Source organism: Polynucleobacter corsicus, from assembly GCF_018688255.1.
GTDB classification, from domain to species: Bacteria; Pseudomonadota; Gammaproteobacteria; order Burkholderiales; family Burkholderiaceae; genus Polynucleobacter; species Polynucleobacter corsicus.
On sequence record NZ_CP061314.1, the window covers coordinates 627,922 to 647,812 of the forward strand.

Below are 19,891 nucleotides of genomic sequence, written 5' to 3' on the forward strand. Positions count from 1 at the left end.
GCATGAATAGCATAACTAAAAAACTCTCCTTCCTAGATCGCTATTTAACGGTCTGGATCTTTGCGGCAATGGCCTTAGGCATTGCCTTGGGTCACTTTATTCCAGATGTGGAAAGGTTTATTAACCTCTTTCAGGTCGGAACAACCAATCTCCCAATTGCTATTGGTTTGATATTGATGATGTATCCACCATTTGCCAAGGTTCGTTACGAAGACTTGCCAGATGTATTTAAAGATAAGCGCATTTTTCTGATCTCACTATTGATGAACTGGATTATTGCGCCAACTTTAATGTTCTTTTTGGCGATTACATTTGTTCCTGATCAGCCAGAGTATATGGCCGGCCTCATCTTGATTGGAATCGCACCGTGTGTTGCGATGGTGATTATTTGGAATGATCTAGCCAAGGGCTCTACTGAATATGCTGCTGGCTTGGTAGCATTTAATGCCATTTTTCAGGTGCTGTTCTTTAGTGTCTATGCTTATTTCTTTCTCACTGTCTTACCTCCTTATTTTGGACTCGTTGGATCAAGTGTCAGCATAGGTATGGGGCAGATTGCACAGAGTGTATTTATCTATTTAGGCATTCCTTGTATCGCAGGAATATTGACTAGGGTGGTGATGCTCAAGTTCATGACTAAAGCGCATTATCACGAGCAGTTTGTACCTCGCATTGGTAAGCTCACCCTGATTGCCTTGCTCTTTACCATCGTCGTGATGTTTAGCCTCAAAGGCGGGGTGATTTTGACGCTCCCGATGGACGTCCTTACCATCGCCGTTCCATTACTCATCTTCTTTCTGATCATGTTCTTACTGACATTCTTTGTCACTGGCAAGATGGGGATTGATTACCAGCGTTGCTGCACGCTCTCATTTACTGCTTCGAGTAATAACTTTGAATTGGCGATTGCTGTGGCGATTGCGGTATTTGGAATCAACTCCGGAGCAGCCTTTGCAGCAGTCATAGGGCCCTTAGTAGAGGTGCCCATCATGATTGGCTTAGTTACTGTGGCCTTATGGTTTAAAGGGCGCTATTTCTCAAGAAGCGTTTAAGTTGCAGGATTTGCAGTTCTCATTCGGCAAGTTTTTTATGCTCTGTAAGGTCTAACTAGATTCTCTAAACCAAAGGCATCATTTGCATGCCTGAGTTGGTCAATAGACTCTCTCAGCGCTTTTACTTCTTTGCATTTGAGTTTTTGAAGTTTCTGACGATCCATGCCGTAGGTATCGACTAGGTAGCGAATTCTAGTTAAGCATATTTGTAGACGAATAAGCCAGTAGATCGCAAATATCCCCGGTGCGAATAAGAGCAACAAAATACTCATTGAAGAATCCATAAAAAAGACCGTCACTTAGACGGTCTATTGAAAATAATCTAGCGATGCACTTTTTAAGCTTACTTGACTAATAAAACAGCTTGCTTGGCTGTATTGCTGACTCTCTGAGCAACAGAACCCATCATGGTATCGACAATACCACTGCGACCTTTTGAGCCCATGACGATCAGATCAAACTTTTCTTTATTAGCGAGTGCAATAATTTCGTTGACAATATTGCCGCGCTTAATGACCATGCTGTGTTTTATGCCAGCCGTATCTAATACCTTTTGGGCCCCCTTGAGTTCTTTCTCACTCACTTCTCGGAGGTAATCATCGATTACGCTATTTGCCACAAATTGCTTCACATGACCAAGGCCAATATCATCATGAACGCTAATTAATGTCACCGTGCACTTGCTGCGCAAATCTTTTACTAATTTCACAACATACTTAGCTGCATTAAGTGAAGATTTGGAGCCGTCAACTGGTAATAGAATTTTCATAACACCCTTATTTTTATAGTAAATAAATTAGAACCTCATGGATTCAATTTACTCTCTATATCCTCGTAAATCCACAAAGCTTTTTAATACCCTACTAATTTATGCATCCATTTCTTGAGAGGGATTTATTTCAAGAAGGCGTCGTAGAAGGTTTTGATAATGAGAATGGTGACCAGAATGAAGAAGCCTTTACGAATAAAGGAGTTGCCATGCTTGATCGCAATCCTAGTGCCAATTTGACCGCCTACCAGATTGGCGCTGGCCATGAGTAAGCCGAGTTTCCAGTCAAAGTAACCTAGATAGAAAAATACGCAGAGCGCACCTAGATTGGAAGCAATATTGAGAAACTTGGCAGGCGCTGCAGACCGCAAAAAATCAAATCCTAAAACACGGGTGTAAAAGAGTTTGTAAAAGGCGCCAGCTCCAGGCCCTAGGAAGCCATCATAAAAACCAATCATGCCGGCGCCAGCTGAGGCAATGGCTTTTTGTTTATGGTGATGATGCTTGGGGGCGTGAACCAGACCGGCGCTCGATTTGATATTAAAGATCAGCAGTGCTAGCAATAAAAAAGGCAGGGCGCCTCTGAGCCATTCGGTTGGTAGGCGAGTAACGAGGTAGGCCCCTGCAACTGAGGCAAAAAAGGCACAGGAGGAGGAGACGATTACCAATCCCCAAGGGCTTTTATTAACTCGACTGTACTGAATAGCTGACCCAATCGTACCCACGATAGAGCCAAACTTATTGACTGAGAGTAGGGTGGCTGGTGGAAAGCCCGGTAGGGCTGCAAACAGTGCTGGAACCTGAATCATCCCCCCGCCACCAATAATGGAGTCGACCAATCCCGCAAATAATGCGAAGGCAAACAATAAGCCAAGATCGAATACGGAGAGTTCAAGCATGCTGTCTATTCATTTTCTAGTTCTAATGGGCGCTACTGCCCCATTTTAGAGGGTTTCATTTGGGTGTACTTGGATTGCCTTGCCTAGCTTGGTGGGAGTGGATAATCTAGTGCAAATGAAAGTCAATTCTGAAGGAGTCTCCTCATCAAGAGTCTATTTGCCTGCTGGGCAGAGCCATGCTTCTTTGCTGGACTTTTTCACAAGTAATTTCCCTCATATCGATCTAGCTGAATGGGAATCTCGTTTTGCAGAGGGTCTAATCATGACTCCGGAGGGAGGGGCACTTGCAGCTAGTAATTCTTACCTACCTAATACCCATTTACTGTATTTCAGGCGCTTAGCTCGTGAACCAGAAATTCCTTTCGAAGAAGCCGTCCTCTTTCAGGATGAGCATATTTTGGTTGCCGATAAACCCCATTTTTTACCAGTGACTCCAAGCGGTCTTTATCTACATCAAACTCTACTCAATCGCTTAAAGAAAAAAACAGGTATTCAAGACTTAAGTCCTATTCATCGCATCGATCGCGATACCGCAGGGTTGGTCATTTTTTCTATCAATCCCCAAGAGAGGGCGCAATACCAAAACCTGTTTAGAGACCGAGAAGTCAAGAAAGTATACGAAGCCATAGCACCGTATTCAGAAGAGCTGATCAAAAAACTGCCGCTGACTTATGAAAGTAAGATAAAAGAATCTGAACATTTCTTGCAAATGGAAGAAGTGGATGGCGTAGCAAATACAGATACCTACATTGAGTTGATTGCAGTAAATGCACCCTGGGCTAAATATCGTTTAACTCCCGGTAGTGGTAAGAAACATCAATTGCGATGCCACCTTAATGCCCTTGGGGTTCCCATACGTCATGATCAGATCTACCCAATTCTGACGCCTTATCAGGAATATGACTTGGATTTCTCAAAACTACTCCAGCTCTTAGCAAAAGAGATTCATTTCAAAGACCCGGTAACGGGGCATGAGAGATCCTTTTCTAGCAAAAAAGAATTAGACTTCAATTAGTTTATCAACCTTGATTTCTGCCCCATTATTGATAAAGACAACGTCCAGACTCATTAGCATTTGTTGTTTTATAAAGGCATAGAATACCTAAATGATGAATGAAAATATCACTCAAGCATTAGAAATCAAGGGCTTGGCTTTATCGGATATTTCGGCATTGTATGCAGGCTTCAATTCATCAAGTCAGGGCTTAGCCCTCGAGCAGGCTCTCAAAAACTATCAAATTTACGGATCAAATCGCTTTAGCTTGGAGAAGGAGATTTGGCCTCCCATTCAGTTTGTGAAGCTATTTTTCTCGCCACTCTCCCTTCTATTGATTGGACTCTCATTACTTTCATATTTGACTGGCGAGCATAGAGGGGCAGCCCTGATTGGATTGATGGTCTTTCTCTCAGCTACCCTAACTTTTTTACAGGAATATAAGTCTAACAAAGCTGCCAAGAAGTTACAGTCTTTGGTGAGTACCAAGGTTTCAGTAGTGCGGTCGGACAGGCAATGCGAAATAGATCTTGCTGAAGTCGTGCCAGGAGATTTGGTACGCTTATCGGTTGGCGATCTAATCCCAGCAGATGTTCGTATTGTTAGTAGCAAAGACCTTTTCATTAATCAAGCGTCTTTAACTGGGGAGTCACTACCAGCTGAAAAATCTCATTTAGTATCGAGTTCAGGTGTGACATCGTCATTTGACTGGCCAAATTTAGCTTTTATGGGAAGCCATGTGGTCTCCGGGATGGGTGAGGCCTTAGTGCTCAAAACTGGGAATACTAGTTTTTTTGGCCAGGTTGCTCAACAAACTACTGCCCAATCTAAGCATTCTGGTTTTGATGAAGGGATCAGTCGATTTACTTGGTTGATGATCCGACTCATGGCCGCCATGATACCGGCAGTATTTTTCATCAACGGCATGATGAAAGGAGATTGGCTTGAGGCAGCATTGTTTGCGATTGCGGTTGGAGTGGGCTTAGCACCAGAAATGCTTCCCATGCTTGTGACTATCAACTTGGCTAAGGGTGCAATTGTTTTATCAAAGAGGCAGGTCATTATTAAGCGACTCAACGCCATGCAAAGCCTGGGGGCTATGAATATCCTCTGTACCGACAAAACTGGCACCTTAACTCAAGATGAAATTATCTTAGAGCGGCATGTAGATATTTATGGGGTCGAGGACGAGCGCGTATTAGAGTATGCCTATCTAAATAGTCGCTATCAAGCCGGCCTTAAGAACCTGTTGGATGTAGCAATTTTGAAGCATGCTGACGTTCATCAAAAGTTACATGAAGGGAATGTTTATCGAAAAATCGATGAAATTCCTTTTGATTTCCAGAGACGTCGCATGTCCGTAGTCGTTCGCAAGAGTGATGATCGAGATATATTAATTTGCAAGGGTGCAGTTGAGGAAATTATTTCTTGTTGTAAATATGCTCAAATAGGAGATGCATTAATTGAGCTTGCAGGTGAGCACCAGCTGAAGTTGCAGAGTGTTGTGGATGATCTCAATAATGATGGTTTTCGAGTGATTGCCGTGGCCATTCGAGAGGAGGCAGTTTCCGATAAGTCTTATAGTGTTGCTGATGAGTCTGGCTTAATCCTATTGGGCTATATCGCATTTTTAGATCCACCCAAAGATTCTGCCAAGCCAGCAATTCAAGCTTTGAGGGCTTGCGGCATTGAGGTGAAAATCTTGACTGGTGATAACGAGCTTATTACCCGTAAGGTTTGTCGGGATGTGGGTCTTCCAGTAGACCAGGTAATGCTAGGTTCACAGATCGATGAATTGGATGACGTGCAGTTAGCTGATAGGGTGGGAATTACTGGAATTTTTGCCAAGATGACTCCCCAGCAAAAGGCTAGAGTCATTCGCATCTTGCAATCCCAAGGAGATGTGGTCGGTTACTTGGGGGATGGTATTAATGATGGACCTGGACTAAAGACTGCAGACGTGAGCATCTCCGTTGACTCGGCCGTCGACATTGCAAAAGAATCTGCTGACATTATTTTGCTAGAAAAGAGCCTTATGGTTTTATTCCAAGGCGTGCTTGAGGGTCGGCGAGTCTTTGGCAATATTATGAAATACATCAAAATGTCTGCCAGCTCTAATTTTGGAAATATGTTTAGTATGTTGGGCGCAAGTGCCTTATTGCCATTTTTACCGATGGCACCAGTGCAAATTTTGCTGAATAATTTACTCTACGATTTTTCTCAAACCGCTGTACCAACAGATGCCGTTGATTCGGAGTACTTAAAGAGCCCAAGAGCTTGGGATATCCGGGGACTATCCCGATATATTTTTTGCATAGGACCTATTAGCTCGATATTTGATTATTTAACCTTTGCATTGATGTGGTTCATACTCAAGTTCAATACTCTCGAACTTTCACCTTTGTTTCAGACTGGATGGTTCGTGGAGTCCTTATTGTCACAAACCTTGGTTGTGTATGTCATCCGTACGGGTAAAATCCCTTTCAAAGAAAGTGCCCCAAGCATTCCTTTGGTAGTGACTACTTTAGTAATTTGTACTATCGGGATTGCGCTTCCATTTACTGCTATCGGCGCTGGTTTTGAGATGGGCGCACTACCGCAAGAATATTGGTATGGACTCGCTTTAATTCTGCCGTGTTACTTGTTGATGACCCAGTTAATGAAGATGTGGTTTATCAAAAAATGGGGATTAATATAAAACTCAGCATGCCCAATTAAATCAAGGGTCTCGGACTGGTCAGAACAATTTAAAATACCGAGAATATATAAGCAATTAAAAAACCTGTGGAAAATAAGAAAAAGAAGCGTCTAGCTGTAGCCCCAATGATGGAGTGGACTGACCGTCACTGCCGATCTTTTCATCGCTCGCTTACTAAAGATGCTGTTCTCTATACCGAGATGGTGACGACAGGCGCTCTGATTCATGGGGATGTGCCACGCCATTTGGATTATTCGCAAGATCAGCATCCAGTCGTATTGCAACTTGGTGGCTCTGAGCCTTCTGATCTAGCAAAAGCTTCAGAATTAGCCCAGCAGTGGGGCTACGACGAGATTGATCTTAATTGTGGTTGCCCGTCTGAGCGCGTACAACGTGGAGCATTTGGCGCTTGTTTAATGGCTGAGCCACAACTGGTTGCCGATTGTGTCAAAGCCATGAAAGCTGCTGTTGATATCCCGATCACAGTAAAGCATCGCCTAGGCTTAGATTCCATGGATGCCGCAAGCTCCGAACAAGATTATCAATTTGCTTTGAACTTTATTCTTGCGGTAGCGGATGCGGGTGCTAGCCAAGTTACCATCCATGCTCGCAATGCTGTTCTCAAGGGCTTATCTCCAAAAGAGAATCGCAGTAAGCCGCCTTTGCGTTATGAGGTGGCTGCTAAGCTGCGACTAGATGCGCAAAAGTATTTTCCGAGCCTGAAGGTATTGCTCAATGGCGGATTGGAAACCAATGAGAAAATTGCTGGTCATTGGGATGACTTTGATGGCTTTATGGTGGGTAGGGCGGCGTATCATTTTCCGGCGATGTTACTTGGTTGGGATGATTTGATTAAGACCAATGGTGAAGCTGCTGGATATCTATTTAGTGAGACCGAGTGGCATCGCATACAGATTGCATTAGTGAAGCAGGTGCAGGCATGGTTTGATGAGTCCCAATCCAAAGGCAAACCGTTTTATATCGGAGCTTTTACAAGACATATCCTTGGCCTGGCCCATGGTAGGGCAGGCTCCCGTTACTGGCGCCAACGACTGTCAGATCACCACGCCTTAGCCAAAGTTCAAAGCAAAGCTGCTATTTTGGATTTCTTTATCGATGCCAGCCTTACCCTAGGGGATTGGGCTACGTTTGAGTTTGAAGGTGCCTAAACCCCGCATCTAAGCCATTTTTGACAGGGTTTTACCTCAAAAGCTATAATCTAGGTCTTCAGTGGCGGACGTAGCTCAGTTGGTAGAGTCCCAGATTGTGATTCTGGTTGTCGCGGGTTCGAGCCCCGTCGTTCGCCCCACATAGCATATGGACTTCCTGTCCGTTACTGTCAAAATCAACAGCTTTGAGTGTGAAATTTGGGCATTTCTTGTCGTTTCTTGCGCCTAAATCACCGTTTCTTGATCCCTCAAATTGGTGAGAGCATATCCCCGCAAAGCCCCGTTCTATATGGGTTACTGGTTTTAAGATCTCCAAAAACTCCCGCAGGCCCACCTGTCTTTTTGATGTTCCATATAGGATGTTCATCTGGTTGTCGCGGGTTTGGGCCTCATCGTTTAATCTATATGGAATATAGCTCTGCTATCTACTGCCGTGTTTTATGAGGCTGAAAAAAATTCCCAAATTGGGAACATCTCCTCTAAAGAGACTGGTAATCGTCCCCTAGAACCAAAGTAATCAGAAGTAGAATTTTCTCGAATATAGAGGAGTTCTACATGAAGCGTTCTAAATTTACTGATACCCAGATCATGGATGCCCTAAAACGGGTCGATGCTGGTTTAGCTGTTCCAGAAGTCTGCCGTGAGCTGGGCATTAGCACTGCTACCTTCTATAAATGGCGTGCCAAATACGGTGGTATGGATACCTCCATGATGGCTCGCATGAAGGAGCTTGAAGCTGAAAATGCCAGACTTAAGAAGATGTACATCGAAGAGAAGCTTAAAGCGGAGATCGTGACTGAGGCCCTCGCAAAAAAGTGGTGAACCCAATCTCACAGACGTGAGATAGCCCAGCGGGCAGTCAGAGATAAAGCCATCCCCATTCGTTTGGCTTGTGAAGCTTTTAGGGTCAGCGAGTCTTGCTACCGCTACGAAGCGAAGAATAATACCGAAAATGAGCTCATTGCTAACTGGCTCATCCGCTTGACCGACAACAACCGTAACTGGGGTTTTGGTCTTTGCTATTTGTACCTTCGCAATGTCAAGAACTTCAAATGGAACCATAAGCGTATCTATCGTATTTACAAGGCTTTAGAGCTGAACTTACGTATCAAACCTCGTAAGCGTTTAGTCAGAGATAAACCCGATGCCTTGGTTGTGCCGCTCAGCATTAACCAGGTGTGGTCAATCGACTTTATGCATGACCAGCTAGAGGACGGCAGATCCATCCGACTGTTCAATGTGATTGATGACTTTAATCGTGAGGCCTTAGGGATTGAAGTGGACTTCTCCTTACCATCTGAGCGAGTCGTTCGCAGCTTAGATCAGATCATCACTTGGCGAGGTAAGCCTTGTGTGATTCGAGCGGACAATGAGCCGGAACTGATTAGCGGCAGACTCATGGAATGGGCAGCTAAACATCAAATCCACATACAACATATCCAGCCAGGCAAACCACAACAAAATGCTTATGTGGAACGCTTTAATCGCACCGTCAGATATGAGTGGTTATCTCAGCATTATTGGGAAAGTATTAACGAAGTTCAAGAGTTTGCAACGCAATGGATGTATAAATACAATCATCAACGTCCAAACATGGCATTGGGCGGTATTACCCCGAAACAGCGACTGGCCATGGTTGCTTAATTAATCCTGCTTCTGAGAGCGGTGGTTAATGGGGGGATTACCATTGGAGCATCTGGAAGAGATCCATGGTTTACCTCAGGCGATACGTCTGGACAACGGGAGCGAACTTCGGTCTGCCGTGTTCATGGGCTGGTGCGAAGAAAAAGGGATTGAACTGAAATTTATCCAACCGGGAAAACCGCAACAAAATGCATTTATAGAGCGATTTAACAAAACCTACCGTCATGAAGTACTCAATGCGTATTTATTTGAAAACCTCAGGGAGGTGCGTGAAATTACAGAAAATTGGATCACGATTTACAACGAAGAAAGACCACACAGCTCTCTTGGCAGAATATCGCCTAGAGACTATCGAGCACAGGCAGAAAACAACACTTTAGGTATGTCGGGTTGACGGGGGATACTACACAGGTATTTTTAATTTCCCTTAAGCGATATACATCTGTTTTTCAAATAAAAGTAAGGGAGGCAAAGCCTCCCTTATTAATGCAAAGTTATTGCCGTATAAATTAAAACAGGTCTGCGTTCATGACCTTAGTCCAGGCGGCAACAAAGTCATTCACAAACTTTTCTTTGTTGTCATCTTGCGCATACACCTCTGCATAGGCGCGCAAGATAGAGTTAGAGCCAAATACCAGATCAACTCGAGTAGCAGTCCATTTCGTGTCACTTGTATTGCGCTTAACAATGTCGTAGCTATTTCTGCCGGTAGGTTTCCACTCGTAATTCATATCAGTTAGATTGACGAAGAAGTCATTACTCAATGCACCTTCTCTTTCTGTGAATACCCCGTGTTTCTTTCCACCATGGTTTGTGCCTAGTACACGCATTCCGCCTACCAGCGCAGTCATTTCTTGGGCAGTAAGTCCCATTAACTGCGTACGGTCTAGGAGCATTTCCTCTGGCATCACAACATAGTTTTCTTTTAACCAATTGCGATAGCCGTCAGCGAGTGGTTCAAGAACTTCAAATGACTCTACATCTGTCATTTCTTGGGTAGCGTCACCACGGCCTGGTGTAAATGGCACCTTGATATCAAACCCTCCAGCTTTGGCGGCCTGTTCAATGCCGATATTGCCGCCAAGTACGATGGTGTCGGCAATGCTAATGCCGGATTCTGTGGCAATTTTTTCATAGACCGATAGAACCCTTGCCAAACGTTCTGGCTCATTGCCTGCCCAGTCTTTTTGAGGCGCCAAACGAATGCGTGCACCATTGGCGCCACCGCGTTTATCTGAGCCGCGATAAGTGCGAGCGCTATCCCAAGCGGTGGTCGCTAGATCGCTGATAGATAGACCGCTGGCTTTGATCTTGGTTTTCACGGCCTCAATGCCATAGTCTTTAGAGCCCGCTGGCACTGGGTCTTGCCAGATTAAATCTTCCTGAGGTACATCTGGGCCGAAGTATCTCGCTTTTGGCCCCATGTCGCGATGGGTTAACTTAAACCAAGCCCTAGCAAACGTTTCGGAGAAATAAGCTTGATCCTTGTGGAACTTCTCTGAGATCTTGCGATACTCTGGATCCATCTTCATTGCCATATCCGCATCAGTCATCATTGGCATGCAACGAATAGAGGCATCTTCAACATCAACCGGCTTATCTTCTTCTTTAATATTGATGGGTTCATATTGCCAGGCACCTGCTGGGCTCTTAGTCAGTTTCCATTCGTAATTCAATAACAAATGGAAGTAACCGTTATCCCACTGGGTTGGATGTGTTGTCCAAGCGCCCTCAATGCCGCTGGTGACGGTGTCTCTGCCAATGCCGCGAGTCTTGTGATTCATCCAGCCAAGACCCTGCTCATCAATCGGAGCTCCCTCTGGCGCTGGCCCAAGATTGGCCGCATTACCGTTGCCGTGCGCTTTGCCAACGGTATGGCCGCCTGCAGTTAGAGCAACAGTCTCTTCGTCGTTCATGGCCATTCGAGCAAACGTTACTCGAATATCATGAGCCGTTTTTAATGGATCAGGATTGCTATCTACGCCTTCTGGATTTACATAGATTAAACCCATCATGACTGCTGCAAGAGGATTGGCTAAATCTCGTTCGCCAGAATAGCGACTACCTTCACCACCACTCTTTTGTAGCCATTCTTTTTCAGAGCCCCAATAGATATCTTTTTCTGGATGCCAAATATCTTCACGGCCAAATGAAAAGCCAAATGTTTTTAAGCCCATGGATTCGTAAGCAATCGTGCCAGCCAAAATCATCAGATCAGCCCAGCTGACTTTATTGCCATACTTCTTTTTGATAGGCCATAAGAGTCGACGCGCTTTATCAAGATTAGTGTTGTCAGGCCATGAATTTAAGGGAGCAAAGCGTTGATTACCTGTGCCGGCTCCACCGCGACCGTCAGCAATACGATAGCTACCTGCAGAGTGCCAGGCCAAACGAATCATCAGACCGCCGTAGTGACCCCAATCTGCTGGCCACCAATCTTGGCTATTGAGTAGCAGCTCTTTCATATCCTGCTTAAGAGCACCCGCATCGAGCTTTTTTAATTCATCTCGATAATTGAAAGAGGGGCCCATAGGGTTTGTCTTGGCATCTTGCTGATGAAGAATATCTAGGTTTAGTGACTTTGGCCACCATGCCATGGGGGTGTTACTTGACTCGGTATTGGCGCCGTGAGCAACTGGGCACATTCCTTGTGATGTCATTTAGATCTCCTTGTAGGTAAATCATTTGTGGTTTTTCAACCTTGACTAGTTCAGACTAACTGATAAAGCAATTGTTTGTATATATTGGGCTGGCTTATCTATTCACCAGCCATAAATACAATAAGAATATTCATCATTTATCTCCTATGATGGGTTCAGGCTTCGAATTTCTTACCAAATCCCTTTCGTATTGATATTTAAGAAAATACAAGCCTTCTGCTATCCCAGCCAATCGATTTTGAATTGTCATCTTTAATCCCCTTGTGTTTTGTGTTGCGATGGGCTTATCTTGTTCCTTAGCAATTGATCTGTCTAATGAATTAATATATAATTAGTAATCGATTAAATCGATAACAAAATTCAAATCATTTTTTTCAGTCCATGCTGATCCAGATGGTTGGGAATGAAGATGATTGCTTGTTGGTGGTTAACGCTCAAGTCCCCAGTGAGTCGGACTCTGCCAGCGGCGGTTAAGTAAGGCGAATGAAGCTCTGCACCTTATAGCTGCCTTGCGATTAATACAGATAAAGAGGCCAAGCTAACGGTCCTAAATCAGCCGCCTTATTGCAGAATAGAAGTTTTTAGTAGCTGCTTATTTTTCGGGAACGGCCGACGTGGAAGCCATATAGTATAGGGGCGCTATTTGCAAAATAATTCCCGAAAAAGACTTGGGAGCCATATAGAATATGACTTGCATAACCAGATAGTGATACTTATGTTTTGCCTCTAATCAGGTTGATGCAAGTCGGAATATCAAAAGACTGGTTGACGGCAATCGGCCTCAAGTTACCAAATTCAGTAATACCCTACTTATGCAGAGTATTTGCTTTTGCTTTTTGTGGATAAGATTATTTTATTGTGAATTATTCAACCCAGTTACTTGCTCTCATATTTGTATGTACAATGTACATATGACTTCATTAAGATTTAAATAGGAGCCCCGAAAAGCTTCGGCTAACCGGAAAAAGCACAGCGTTTCGTTTGAAGAAGCAAAATCTGTGTTTTACGATGAAAAGGCTAAGTTAATCTCCGACCCCGATCATTCGGAGGATGAAGACAGATTTATTTTGCTAGGCGTAAGCCACGCACTTCGGACAATTTTGGTTTGCCATTGTTATCGAAGTGAAGGTAATGTCATTCGTATTATTTCGGCTCGTAAGGCGACGCCTAAAGAGTCAAAAGCTTATTAAAGGTGATGAACATGCGTAAAGAATATGATTTCTCAAAAGCTCGTAAAAATCCATATGCTTCTATGCTCAAGAAGCCTATTACGATTCGTTTAGACGAAGATTCTGTTAGCTACTTTAAGTCCGTGTCAGAAGAAGTGGGCATTCCTTATCAAAGCCTCATTAATCTCTATTTGCGTGATTGTGCGGCATCTCATAAGAAGTTAAACCTTAGTTGGAAGTAGTTTGGAGGTGGGGTTAAATACCCCGAGCCCTAGTCGATGGCAGTTGTTGGTCGCTGTTGAAATCTTAAAATAGACTCCTTCAGCTTACTCAAGAGAATTTACCTTTTCATGGTTACTAGGGTTTGTAACCCTCTGATTTTATTGAGTTGAAAAATTGAAAAAGTAACCATGAATCACCTTGTAAGCCAAATATCTCTTGATATAAGCCCTCAATTGTGACTCTGGTTATCGCGGGTTCGAGCCCCGTCGTTCGCCCCCGCTAATCAGATGAATCTTGGGTCATCAAGAATTCTAAAAAACCTCAGGTGGTTTTTTATTTGCTGGGATGATGTCGTTTAAAACGATATTGATTGGATTCACTCCTCCAATAGGCTTCTTAGCATCCAGGCAGTTTTCTCATGGATATCTTGTCGCTGAGTCAGTAGATCGGCAGTTGGTTGATCATTCGCTTTTTCTACCAGGGGAAAAAGCTTGCGAGCAGTTCTTGATGCAGCCTCTTGAGCTTTTACAAGATGCTTAACCATATCAATCGCCTTTGGCACTCCATCCACTTCTTTAATGGTGCTGAGCTTTGAGAACTCTTTATAAGTACCGGGTGCTGGCTCTCCAAGCGCTCGAATTCTTTCTGCTATTAAATCCAGTGCGGTCCATTGCTCGGTATATTGAGCCATGAACATGGTGTGAAGAGTATTAAACATTGGACCCTTCACATTCCAATGAAAGTTGTGGGTCATCAAATAGAGGGAATAGCTGTCAGCCAAAAGTTCTGACAATCCTTTGGCAATAGCTTTACGATCCTTTTCGTTGATACCAATATCTATCTTTGTGCTCATTTTATGCCCCTGTTTCTTTAAAAAACTGTGTTGTGAATTCATGCATTGATCAATCATGCACCTTTCTATAGCTAAAGGATATGGTGATATTAAAATTAATTACTGGATTGGACATCCTCGTTTTTGGTTCGATTCCGCCCCGGGTCACCAAACCCAAATAATGCCCTGCACCGTGCGGGGCATTTTCTTGTGGTCGGGTGGTAATTGCGGCTATTTTTTAGAGGGCCAAGTTTTTCTCAGGCTCACCGGAGGAATTCGTAGGGCCTCGCGATATTTGGCTATCGTTCTCCTAGCTACTTGGTAGCCTTCTTTAGCCAGCATATCTGAAATAGCGCCATCTGATAGCGGTTTTGTACTTGGCTCCGCCTCAATAATCTTCTTAATGAGCGCCTTGATCGCCTTAGATGAGACTTGATTCATACCCTCGTCTTGCACAACCTGAGCCCCAAAGAAATACTTGAGAGAGAAGGTGCCTTTAATGCAGGTGAGGTACTTTTCGTTAGTGACTCGCGAAATAGTAGATTCATGTACATCCACTTCCTCCGCAATCTCTTTAAGTAATAGCGGTTTCATACCGAGATCGCCAAATTCAAAAAAGGATTGCTGTCTGCGCACAATCGCTTTTGCTACCTTTAGGATAGTTTCACTTCTTTGATGAATTTGCTTAATTAGAATTTTTGCTTCACCAAACTTTTGAAAGAATTCTTCATTCTCGGGGCTCGGTTTTTGGTTCTTAATGATCCCCACATACTCTGAGCGCAAAGAGACTCTAGGTTGATTATTGGGATTGAGGATAGCCTCCCAGCCCTTGCTAGTTTTTCTTACAATGACATCGGGCGTAATAATTTGTCGCTTAGTTGAAATAAATTCATCACAAGGGGAGGGATTGAGTTTTTGAATCATCTCTAGTGCAAGCTTTAGATCATTCTCTTTGCATTTGGTGATCTGTTTAAGTTTGAGCCAATTTTTACTACCAACTAAATCTAGGTGTGAATAAATAATCTCTTCACATAGTTTGAATGCTGTAGACCCCTGGGTAGCAGATGGAAGTCTGTGTAATTGAATTGATAGGCAATCGGCAAGATTAAGGGCCCCGATTCCTGGAGGATCTAAAGAGTGCAGAATTTTTAAGCATGCTTGAATTTGGTCGGCCGCCTCCCCATCGGCAGGATCCAAGACCGGACTCAATGTTTCTTCGAGCTCATCTAGTCTTTCCCTAAGGTAGCCGCGGTCATCAAGGCAGCCCACCAAATATTCTAATATCTTTCTTTGGGACTCATTTACCCTTGAAGTGCCAACTTGAGACATGAGGTGGGCAAGTAAAGTAAGCTCCTCGGCTATGGTTGCGAACTGATCCATGTCCTCTGGATCAATACGTTGAGCCTGGGTGGATGAGGTCCGATGTGAAAATTCGGGTATGGCCTCTAGATACTCTTCTTCTGGGCTTGAATCATATTCAAGGAAGGGGTTTTCTTCGGCAGCAGCCAGCAATTCCTTCTCCATCTCGAGCGAGGACATTTGCAATAATTTAATTGCTTTTTGAAGCTGGGGAGTAAGGGTAAGTTGGCCGCTCTGAAGTTGACCGAGTGATATCTTCATCTGGACTTCATTTTTACCAATAGTTACTTATCTTAAATATAATTTTTATAGCTACATTTTAAGTATAAAAATACAGGTTTTATGGTTATTATCTGCATTATTGTTATAAATTTTGTCCATACCCGTATTTGCCCCAAGAATCTATCTATATATGAAAAGTAATTTAATGCAGTGGCTTGGATTCGAGGTTGATCAATATAAGCTGGCGATCCCTCTTGGCCTAGTTACCTCTGTGTTTTATTCGCCCCCAGATAGTCACAAACAAAAACATCCGTATGGACTTGAGGTGCACGAAGGCGCACCTATTTTTTTACTACCTCCAGAGAGATTGTTGGAGTGTGGTTTTGAGCGCTCCCCCTCATTACTCCAAAATCAAGTATTGCCTTGGGTGATTGTCTTAAAGACAAGTGAAGATACCGCTGTTGGATTTAGAGTTGAAAAAACGTTTGGTCCTTTTGAGGCGAATATGAATTCTGATTTATCGATTCAGTATGGAGATCAAATTTTGCTCGCTGTAAATCCTGCGGAGGAATTAAATGTCTAAATTGTGGGGCGGTTCCGGAATTCAGATGAGTCTAGATGCAAGCAAACGTCTTTTGATTGGACTTCTTCTAGGGTTGTGCATCATTTCTTTAGTTGTCGGTCATTGGCTTGAGCGTCAACAAGTGATTGTGGCCGCTGAAACTCAGCAAAAGGCAAAGCAAGTAAAGACCTGGTATGAATTTTTTATTTCTGCCAAGCAGATAGGCGATTCAACTCAAGAAATTAATGCTGATTACTTTATTCGTGCCAATAAATTACTAAAGCAGATTGATAAGAATATCGATAGTGATAAATTGAATTCGACACTTGAGAAGCTGGTTGGGGAAAAAGTAAAGTCAGATCAACATGTACGCGCTAAATTAATTGTATTAAGAGATAGCCTTAAGCAATTGACCAGCAATGAAAAGCTATTAGTGAGCCTCTCAACTGGCATAGATTCTCTTAAGGAGCTGACTGGAGAAAAAGGGCTCTTAAATGTTGATCGTATCCGCAAGGAGTCCCCATACCGGAAAATTGCTGAGACTTTGCCAGAATTGACGGATGCTGGATATAAGTGGCAAGCAAATTCACAAGATACTGCTGCCCTTAACAAAATGATGGCTAGCTTGAAGGTCTTGGCAGAGCAAAAAAATGCTTTAGATGCGTTAGCAAGTGGCGATAAATTCAATCCACGCCAAGCGGAGATCTATAAGGCACTTAAAAAAATCCCTTTGTATGTTAAATCTGCCGATTATGTGCAGGCTGTAGAGCAGTTTATTGCCGCGAGAACCAAGGTGGCAGAGCTTACGCAAGATCGCAATGGCATTGGCAGTTATGCCAATAGCTTGGAGGCGCTCTCACGCGATGGTAATCAAACACTAATGCTTCAGGTTTCACAGATTTTGACTTTGTTAAGCTTGCTAGCTGCGCTAGTTGTTAACTTTACCTACGGCAAGCGCAATCAATATGGCGGTATTGATGAGAGTGAGCTCGATGAGGAGAAGTGGGAGTCCTTAAAGGACGCGCACGATATTTTGCCGTATACACAAATTGCATTAAATCAAATTGCCGATTTAGGTGGAAAAGTCTTGGTGGCAACTAAGCGCTTTCATGGCGTTCTCGCCGATGAAAATTCTGTACGTCGTAAAAAAATCCAAGAGTTACCAGATCCCAGCCAAATAATCGATGCTGAAATTGCCGCAATAAAGGTCGAGATTGTTGCGTTAAGGGAGCAGGCGATTCAGCTAGGTCTGCATAACTCTGGTATGCCGATGCAAATGAACCTGTCAGAGCAGTCGATGCGGCTCAATACAGTTGTGGAGCATTTAGAGCTTGCATTGGGTGGTATGAGTAATACGATGCATCAAGTTGTTTCTCAAAAATATCACTTTGAGCTGCAAGATGCTTCACGTATCTCAAGGGATTCTGAAGGCTTGATTTTGGCGTTGACACAATTACAGCGTCAGATCGAGAGAATGGAAGGCGTTCTAGAGGAAATGGGCGCAGCTTTGGATAAGGTGGTGCATGGCGCTATACCTGAAGAGACGACAACTCTAACGAGTTATGGTTTGGGTGAACGATAGTGGCAAATGATTACCTCAGTCTGTTTATTGCAGATATTAATCGCGCTTATGAGGGATTGACCTGGTCTATCGAGGCAAATCCTCCAGCCCTATCTCAAGCCGGGTTACATGCACGCGATTTAGCTGACGCTTTAGGTAGCGTTGGCTTATCGCAATTAAGCGCACTGATCGATGATGTATCACGTCAGCTATCGCTTGAGCAGCCATCGGTTTTGCCAATTGCTCAAAATCTGGTCGGATTATTAAAAAGGGCTTTATTTGCATTGGAGCAGTCTGATGACATGGTGATATCTCCCGTATATGCCGAAGAGATTCAGCGCCTTTCTAGTGATATGGTGGCCTTATTAGGCGGTACGTCTTTCCAGTCCCCCCAAACGAAGTCGATGGTTAATGAATGGGGCCTCGATGCTGTGGCAACTTCCCCTGTGCTTACTCCGCTAGCTGCAGAATTGCCTGAAAATTGGTTTGTGGAAGATGATTCGAGTGATGACTATTCTTCCACTTCAGCTGCATTATTGGAGAAAAACCCAAAAGAATTTATTTCTGCTGCTGCGGTACTGGCTCAAAGACGGGCAGGATTAAATCTCGTACAGCGTATTCGGCAGATGCTGAGCGTGCAAAATTTGCCATTAAATAAATCAATTGATTTTCTATTGTCTGAACATCAAGATGCTTTAAGTTCTTTAGGTCAAATTACTTTAGCTAGCGCTCTGGTAGACATGGCTCCGGAGATGGTAGTAGATGGTGTTTTAGCTGATGTTGAGGTAGTGAACACTTTGTTAAGTGCGATCAGCATCTTGCCAGAAGCCCAGCGATTGGTAGCTAACAAGCAGGCGCTTACTTTATTCATTGACTTGTATGGAGTGCAATGCGATGAAGTGAATATGAGTTTGGCAGGAGAGATTATTTCAAGGGCTCAGGGCAGGATCGAGCAAGAGCAGGATCGCTTGAGAATTACGATGCCAGCTAGTTTAAAACGCATGCGCTTTTTGCCATTTAAGCGTGGCTCAGATTATTACGTCGTCAGCTGGGCTCAGTTACTCTCCATTTCGAATACGGATGGTCAGTTTGCTGCTGACGATGCTTTAGGATCTGCAGTTGGTTGCGAGAAAGTATTGCGACTTAGTAGCGGGTGCACTCATGAGGTTCTGTATGCCAAGGAGGTGTTTCCGATTATGAATATGAATAGCTTTGCGCTCCCATCGGTATTATCTGGACCATATTGGATGAGGGGAATAGCCTTAGATGATGCGAGTTCCCCGTATTCTTGGTTAGCCGTTTAGTTCACTCAGTCATGTTTATCTAGTTAATAAAGGTTAGTCTTGCTAAAAATCACCAGTTTTTCAGTCTTGAAAGTCATTTTGCTGGGCGCTAGCCTCTTTGCGGGACAGGCTTTTGCTCAGGCGCCCCCAGCGCTGGATAAGGAAATCAGGACTTTAGTCGCCAAGCATCCGGCGATGCTGAACTACAAAACCTCAGTTGAGTATGTTGATCCCCGTATTAAAGTGCCTGACTGCCCAGGGGGATATGAAATTGAATTGCCTACTCGTACACGACTCTGGGGCAGGGTCAATATCCCTGTCAGATGCAATAAAGGGGCTAAATGGTTTGTTTCACTACCTGTCAAAATCCAGGTTTTTGGGCAATATTTAGTCTCCTCTCGTCAGATTCAGGGTAATTCCCGGCTTTCTCAAGGTGATTTTGTGCTCTCTGAGGGCGATTTAAGTGATTTGCCAGATGGATTTGTCCAAAAGCCTGAAGATGCCCTGGGTAGGCAGGTGATTCGGCCCATTGCTCCAGGAAACCCAATTTTCCTAAACAATTTACGTGAATCGTCCGTAATAAGGGTAGGTGATCAGGTTAAGGTCAAGATTGTGGGTTCTGGCTTTGAGGCTGCTGGTTCTGGAGTTGCCCAGTCCGGGGGCTCCAGTGGCGACTCCGTCAAGGTCAAAATGCCAGATGGACAAGCTCTACAGGGCAAAGTAATAGGCCCTTCGACAGTTGAGATTAAAATCAACTAGCTGTAAATACAGTAAATAATGAAGTTAGCAAGGAACG

The 19,891-nt window shown here is 43.8% G+C and carries 15 protein-coding genes, 1 tRNA gene and 3 pseudogenes; 13 read left to right on the forward strand and 6 right to left on the reverse strand.

Annotation, left to right across the window (positions count from 1 at the left end; genetic code table 11):
• Positions 1-2 precede the first annotated feature (2 nt).
• The gene (gene arsB / locus C2747_RS03380) at positions 3-1,052 is read left to right on the forward strand and encodes an ACR3 family arsenite efflux transporter (protein ID WP_215332428.1); all 1,050 of its coding nucleotides are present in this window, start codon (positions 3-5) and stop codon (positions 1,050-1,052) included.
• Positions 1,053-1,087: 35 nt separating this feature from the next.
• On the opposite strand, the gene C2747_RS03385 is transcribed toward arsB, so the two are convergent.
• The 3 genes from C2747_RS03385 to C2747_RS03395 form a co-directional block, all read right to left on the reverse strand.
• Positions 1,088-1,324 carry a hypothetical protein gene (locus C2747_RS03385; protein WP_215326733.1) on the reverse strand — a complete coding sequence of 79 codons (237 nt, stop codon included), beginning with the start codon at positions 1,322-1,324 and terminating at the stop codon, positions 1,088-1,090.
• Positions 1,325-1,395: 71 nt separating this feature from the next.
• Positions 1,396-1,821: a universal stress protein gene (locus tag C2747_RS03390; protein ID WP_215332430.1), complete on the reverse strand. Its 426-nt coding sequence runs from the start codon at positions 1,819-1,821 to the stop codon at positions 1,396-1,398.
• Between the two features lie 125 nt (positions 1,822-1,946).
• On the reverse strand, positions 1,947-2,720 hold the full coding sequence (locus C2747_RS03395; RefSeq protein WP_215332432.1) for a sulfite exporter TauE/SafE family protein: 774 nt from the start codon (positions 2,718-2,720) through the stop codon (positions 1,947-1,949).
• Positions 2,721-2,835: 115 nt separating this feature from the next.
• On the opposite strand from C2747_RS03395, the gene C2747_RS03400 reads away from it, so the two are divergent.
• The 6 genes and pseudogenes from C2747_RS03400 to C2747_RS03425 all read left to right on the forward strand — a co-directional run.
• Positions 2,836-3,735 (forward strand): pseudouridine synthase, encoded by a 900-nt coding sequence (locus C2747_RS03400; RefSeq protein ID WP_215332434.1) that lies wholly within the window; start codon positions 2,836-2,838, stop codon positions 3,733-3,735.
• A gap of 91 nt (positions 3,736-3,826) precedes the next feature.
• Positions 3,827-6,412, forward strand: coding sequence for a magnesium-translocating P-type ATPase (gene mgtA / locus C2747_RS03405; protein ID WP_251374810.1), 2,586 nt, complete (start codon positions 3,827-3,829; stop codon positions 6,410-6,412).
• A gap of 86 nt (positions 6,413-6,498) precedes the next feature.
• A complete protein-coding gene (gene dusA / locus C2747_RS03410; protein ID WP_251374811.1) occupies positions 6,499-7,581 on the forward strand; it encodes a tRNA dihydrouridine(20/20a) synthase DusA in 1,083 nt (360 codons plus the stop codon).
• Between the two features lie 64 nt (positions 7,582-7,645).
• Positions 7,646-7,721 (forward strand) — tRNA-His (locus C2747_RS03415).
• 415 nt (positions 7,722-8,136) lie between these two features.
• Positions 8,137-9,225: pseudogene (locus C2747_RS03420) on the forward strand (IS3 family transposase).
• Positions 9,226-9,268: 43 nt separating this feature from the next.
• Positions 9,269-9,619: pseudogene (locus C2747_RS03425) on the forward strand (integrase core domain-containing protein); the annotation flags it as partial.
• 115 nt (positions 9,620-9,734) lie between these two features.
• On the opposite strand, the gene katG reads toward C2747_RS03425, so the two are convergent.
• On the reverse strand, positions 9,735-11,885 hold the full coding sequence (gene katG, locus C2747_RS03430) for a catalase/peroxidase HPI (protein ID WP_215332438.1): 2,151 nt from the start codon (positions 11,883-11,885) through the stop codon (positions 9,735-9,737).
• Positions 11,886-12,835: 950 nt separating this feature from the next.
• On the opposite strand from katG, the pseudogene C2747_RS03435 reads away from it, so the two are divergent.
• Positions 12,836-13,075: pseudogene (locus C2747_RS03435) on the forward strand (BrnT family toxin); the annotation flags it as partial.
• 11 nt (positions 13,076-13,086) lie between these two features.
• Entirely contained in the window at positions 13,087-13,296 is a 210-nt protein-coding gene (locus tag C2747_RS03440) for a BrnA antitoxin family protein (protein WP_068949841.1), read from the forward strand.
• A gap of 356 nt (positions 13,297-13,652) precedes the next feature.
• Here the strand turns inward: C2747_RS03440 and C2747_RS03445 are convergent, their stop codons facing one another.
• Together C2747_RS03445 and rpoN are read right to left on the reverse strand one after the other, a co-directional pair.
• Complete coding sequence (locus tag C2747_RS03445; RefSeq protein ID WP_215332440.1) at positions 13,653-14,129, reverse strand: Dps family protein; 477 nt, start codon at positions 14,127-14,129, stop codon at positions 13,653-13,655.
• A gap of 210 nt (positions 14,130-14,339) precedes the next feature.
• A complete protein-coding gene (gene rpoN / locus C2747_RS03450; RefSeq protein ID WP_215332442.1) occupies positions 14,340-15,728 on the reverse strand; it encodes an RNA polymerase factor sigma-54 in 1,389 nt (462 codons plus the stop codon).
• Positions 15,729-15,879: 151 nt separating this feature from the next.
• On the opposite strand from rpoN, the gene C2747_RS03455 reads away from it, so the two are divergent.
• The 4 genes from C2747_RS03455 to flgA are packed head-to-tail and all read left to right on the forward strand — an operon-like array spanning position 15,880 to position 19,854.
• Positions 15,880-16,272, forward strand: coding sequence for a hypothetical protein (locus C2747_RS03455; protein WP_215332444.1), 393 nt, complete (start codon positions 15,880-15,882; stop codon positions 16,270-16,272).
• Positions 16,265-17,833 (forward strand): hypothetical protein, encoded by a 1,569-nt coding sequence (locus tag C2747_RS03460; protein WP_215332446.1) that lies wholly within the window; start codon positions 16,265-16,267, stop codon positions 17,831-17,833. Before C2747_RS03455 ends, C2747_RS03460 begins: the two co-directional genes overlap by 8 nt.
• A complete protein-coding gene (locus tag C2747_RS03465; RefSeq protein ID WP_215332448.1) occupies positions 17,833-19,116 on the forward strand; it encodes a hypothetical protein in 1,284 nt (427 codons plus the stop codon). Before C2747_RS03460 ends, C2747_RS03465 begins: the two co-directional genes overlap by 1 nt.
• Positions 19,117-19,155: 39 nt before the next feature.
• Positions 19,156-19,854, forward strand: a complete 699-nt coding sequence (flgA, locus tag C2747_RS03470) for a flagellar basal body P-ring formation chaperone FlgA (RefSeq protein WP_215332450.1) — start codon at positions 19,156-19,158, stop codon at positions 19,852-19,854.
• Positions 19,855-19,891: the final 37 nt, after the last annotated feature.

Coding starts and splice junctions, on each gene's coding strand:
- C2747_RS03385 (WP_215326733.1), bottom strand. CDS start 1,324: ATGAGTATTTTGTTGCTCTTATTCGCACCGGGGATATTTGCGATCTAC.
- C2747_RS03455 (WP_215332444.1), top strand. CDS start 15,880: ATGAAAAGTAATTTAATGCAGTGGCTTGGATTCGAGGTTGATCAATAT.
- C2747_RS03440 (WP_068949841.1), top strand. CDS start 13,087: ATGCGTAAAGAATATGATTTCTCAAAAGCTCGTAAAAATCCATATGCT.
- C2747_RS03390 (WP_215332430.1), bottom strand. CDS start 1,821: ATGAAAATTCTATTACCAGTTGACGGCTCCAAATCTTCACTTAATGCA.
- arsB (WP_215332428.1), top strand. CDS start 3: ATGAATAGCATAACTAAAAAACTCTCCTTCCTAGATCGCTATTTAACG.
- C2747_RS03395 (WP_215332432.1), bottom strand. CDS start 2,720: ATGCTTGAACTCTCCGTATTCGATCTTGGCTTATTGTTTGCCTTCGCA.
- C2747_RS03460 (WP_215332446.1), top strand. CDS start 16,265: ATGTCTAAATTGTGGGGCGGTTCCGGAATTCAGATGAGTCTAGATGCA.
- rpoN (WP_215332442.1), bottom strand. CDS start 15,728: ATGAAGATATCACTCGGTCAACTTCAGAGCGGCCAACTTACCCTTACT.
- C2747_RS03400 (WP_215332434.1), top strand. CDS start 2,836: ATGAAAGTCAATTCTGAAGGAGTCTCCTCATCAAGAGTCTATTTGCCT.
- C2747_RS03445 (WP_215332440.1), bottom strand. CDS start 14,129: ATGAGCACAAAGATAGATATTGGTATCAACGAAAAGGATCGTAAAGCT.
- mgtA (WP_251374810.1), top strand. CDS start 3,827: ATGATGAATGAAAATATCACTCAAGCATTAGAAATCAAGGGCTTGGCT.
- katG (WP_215332438.1), bottom strand. CDS start 11,885: ATGACATCACAAGGAATGTGCCCAGTTGCTCACGGCGCCAATACCGAG.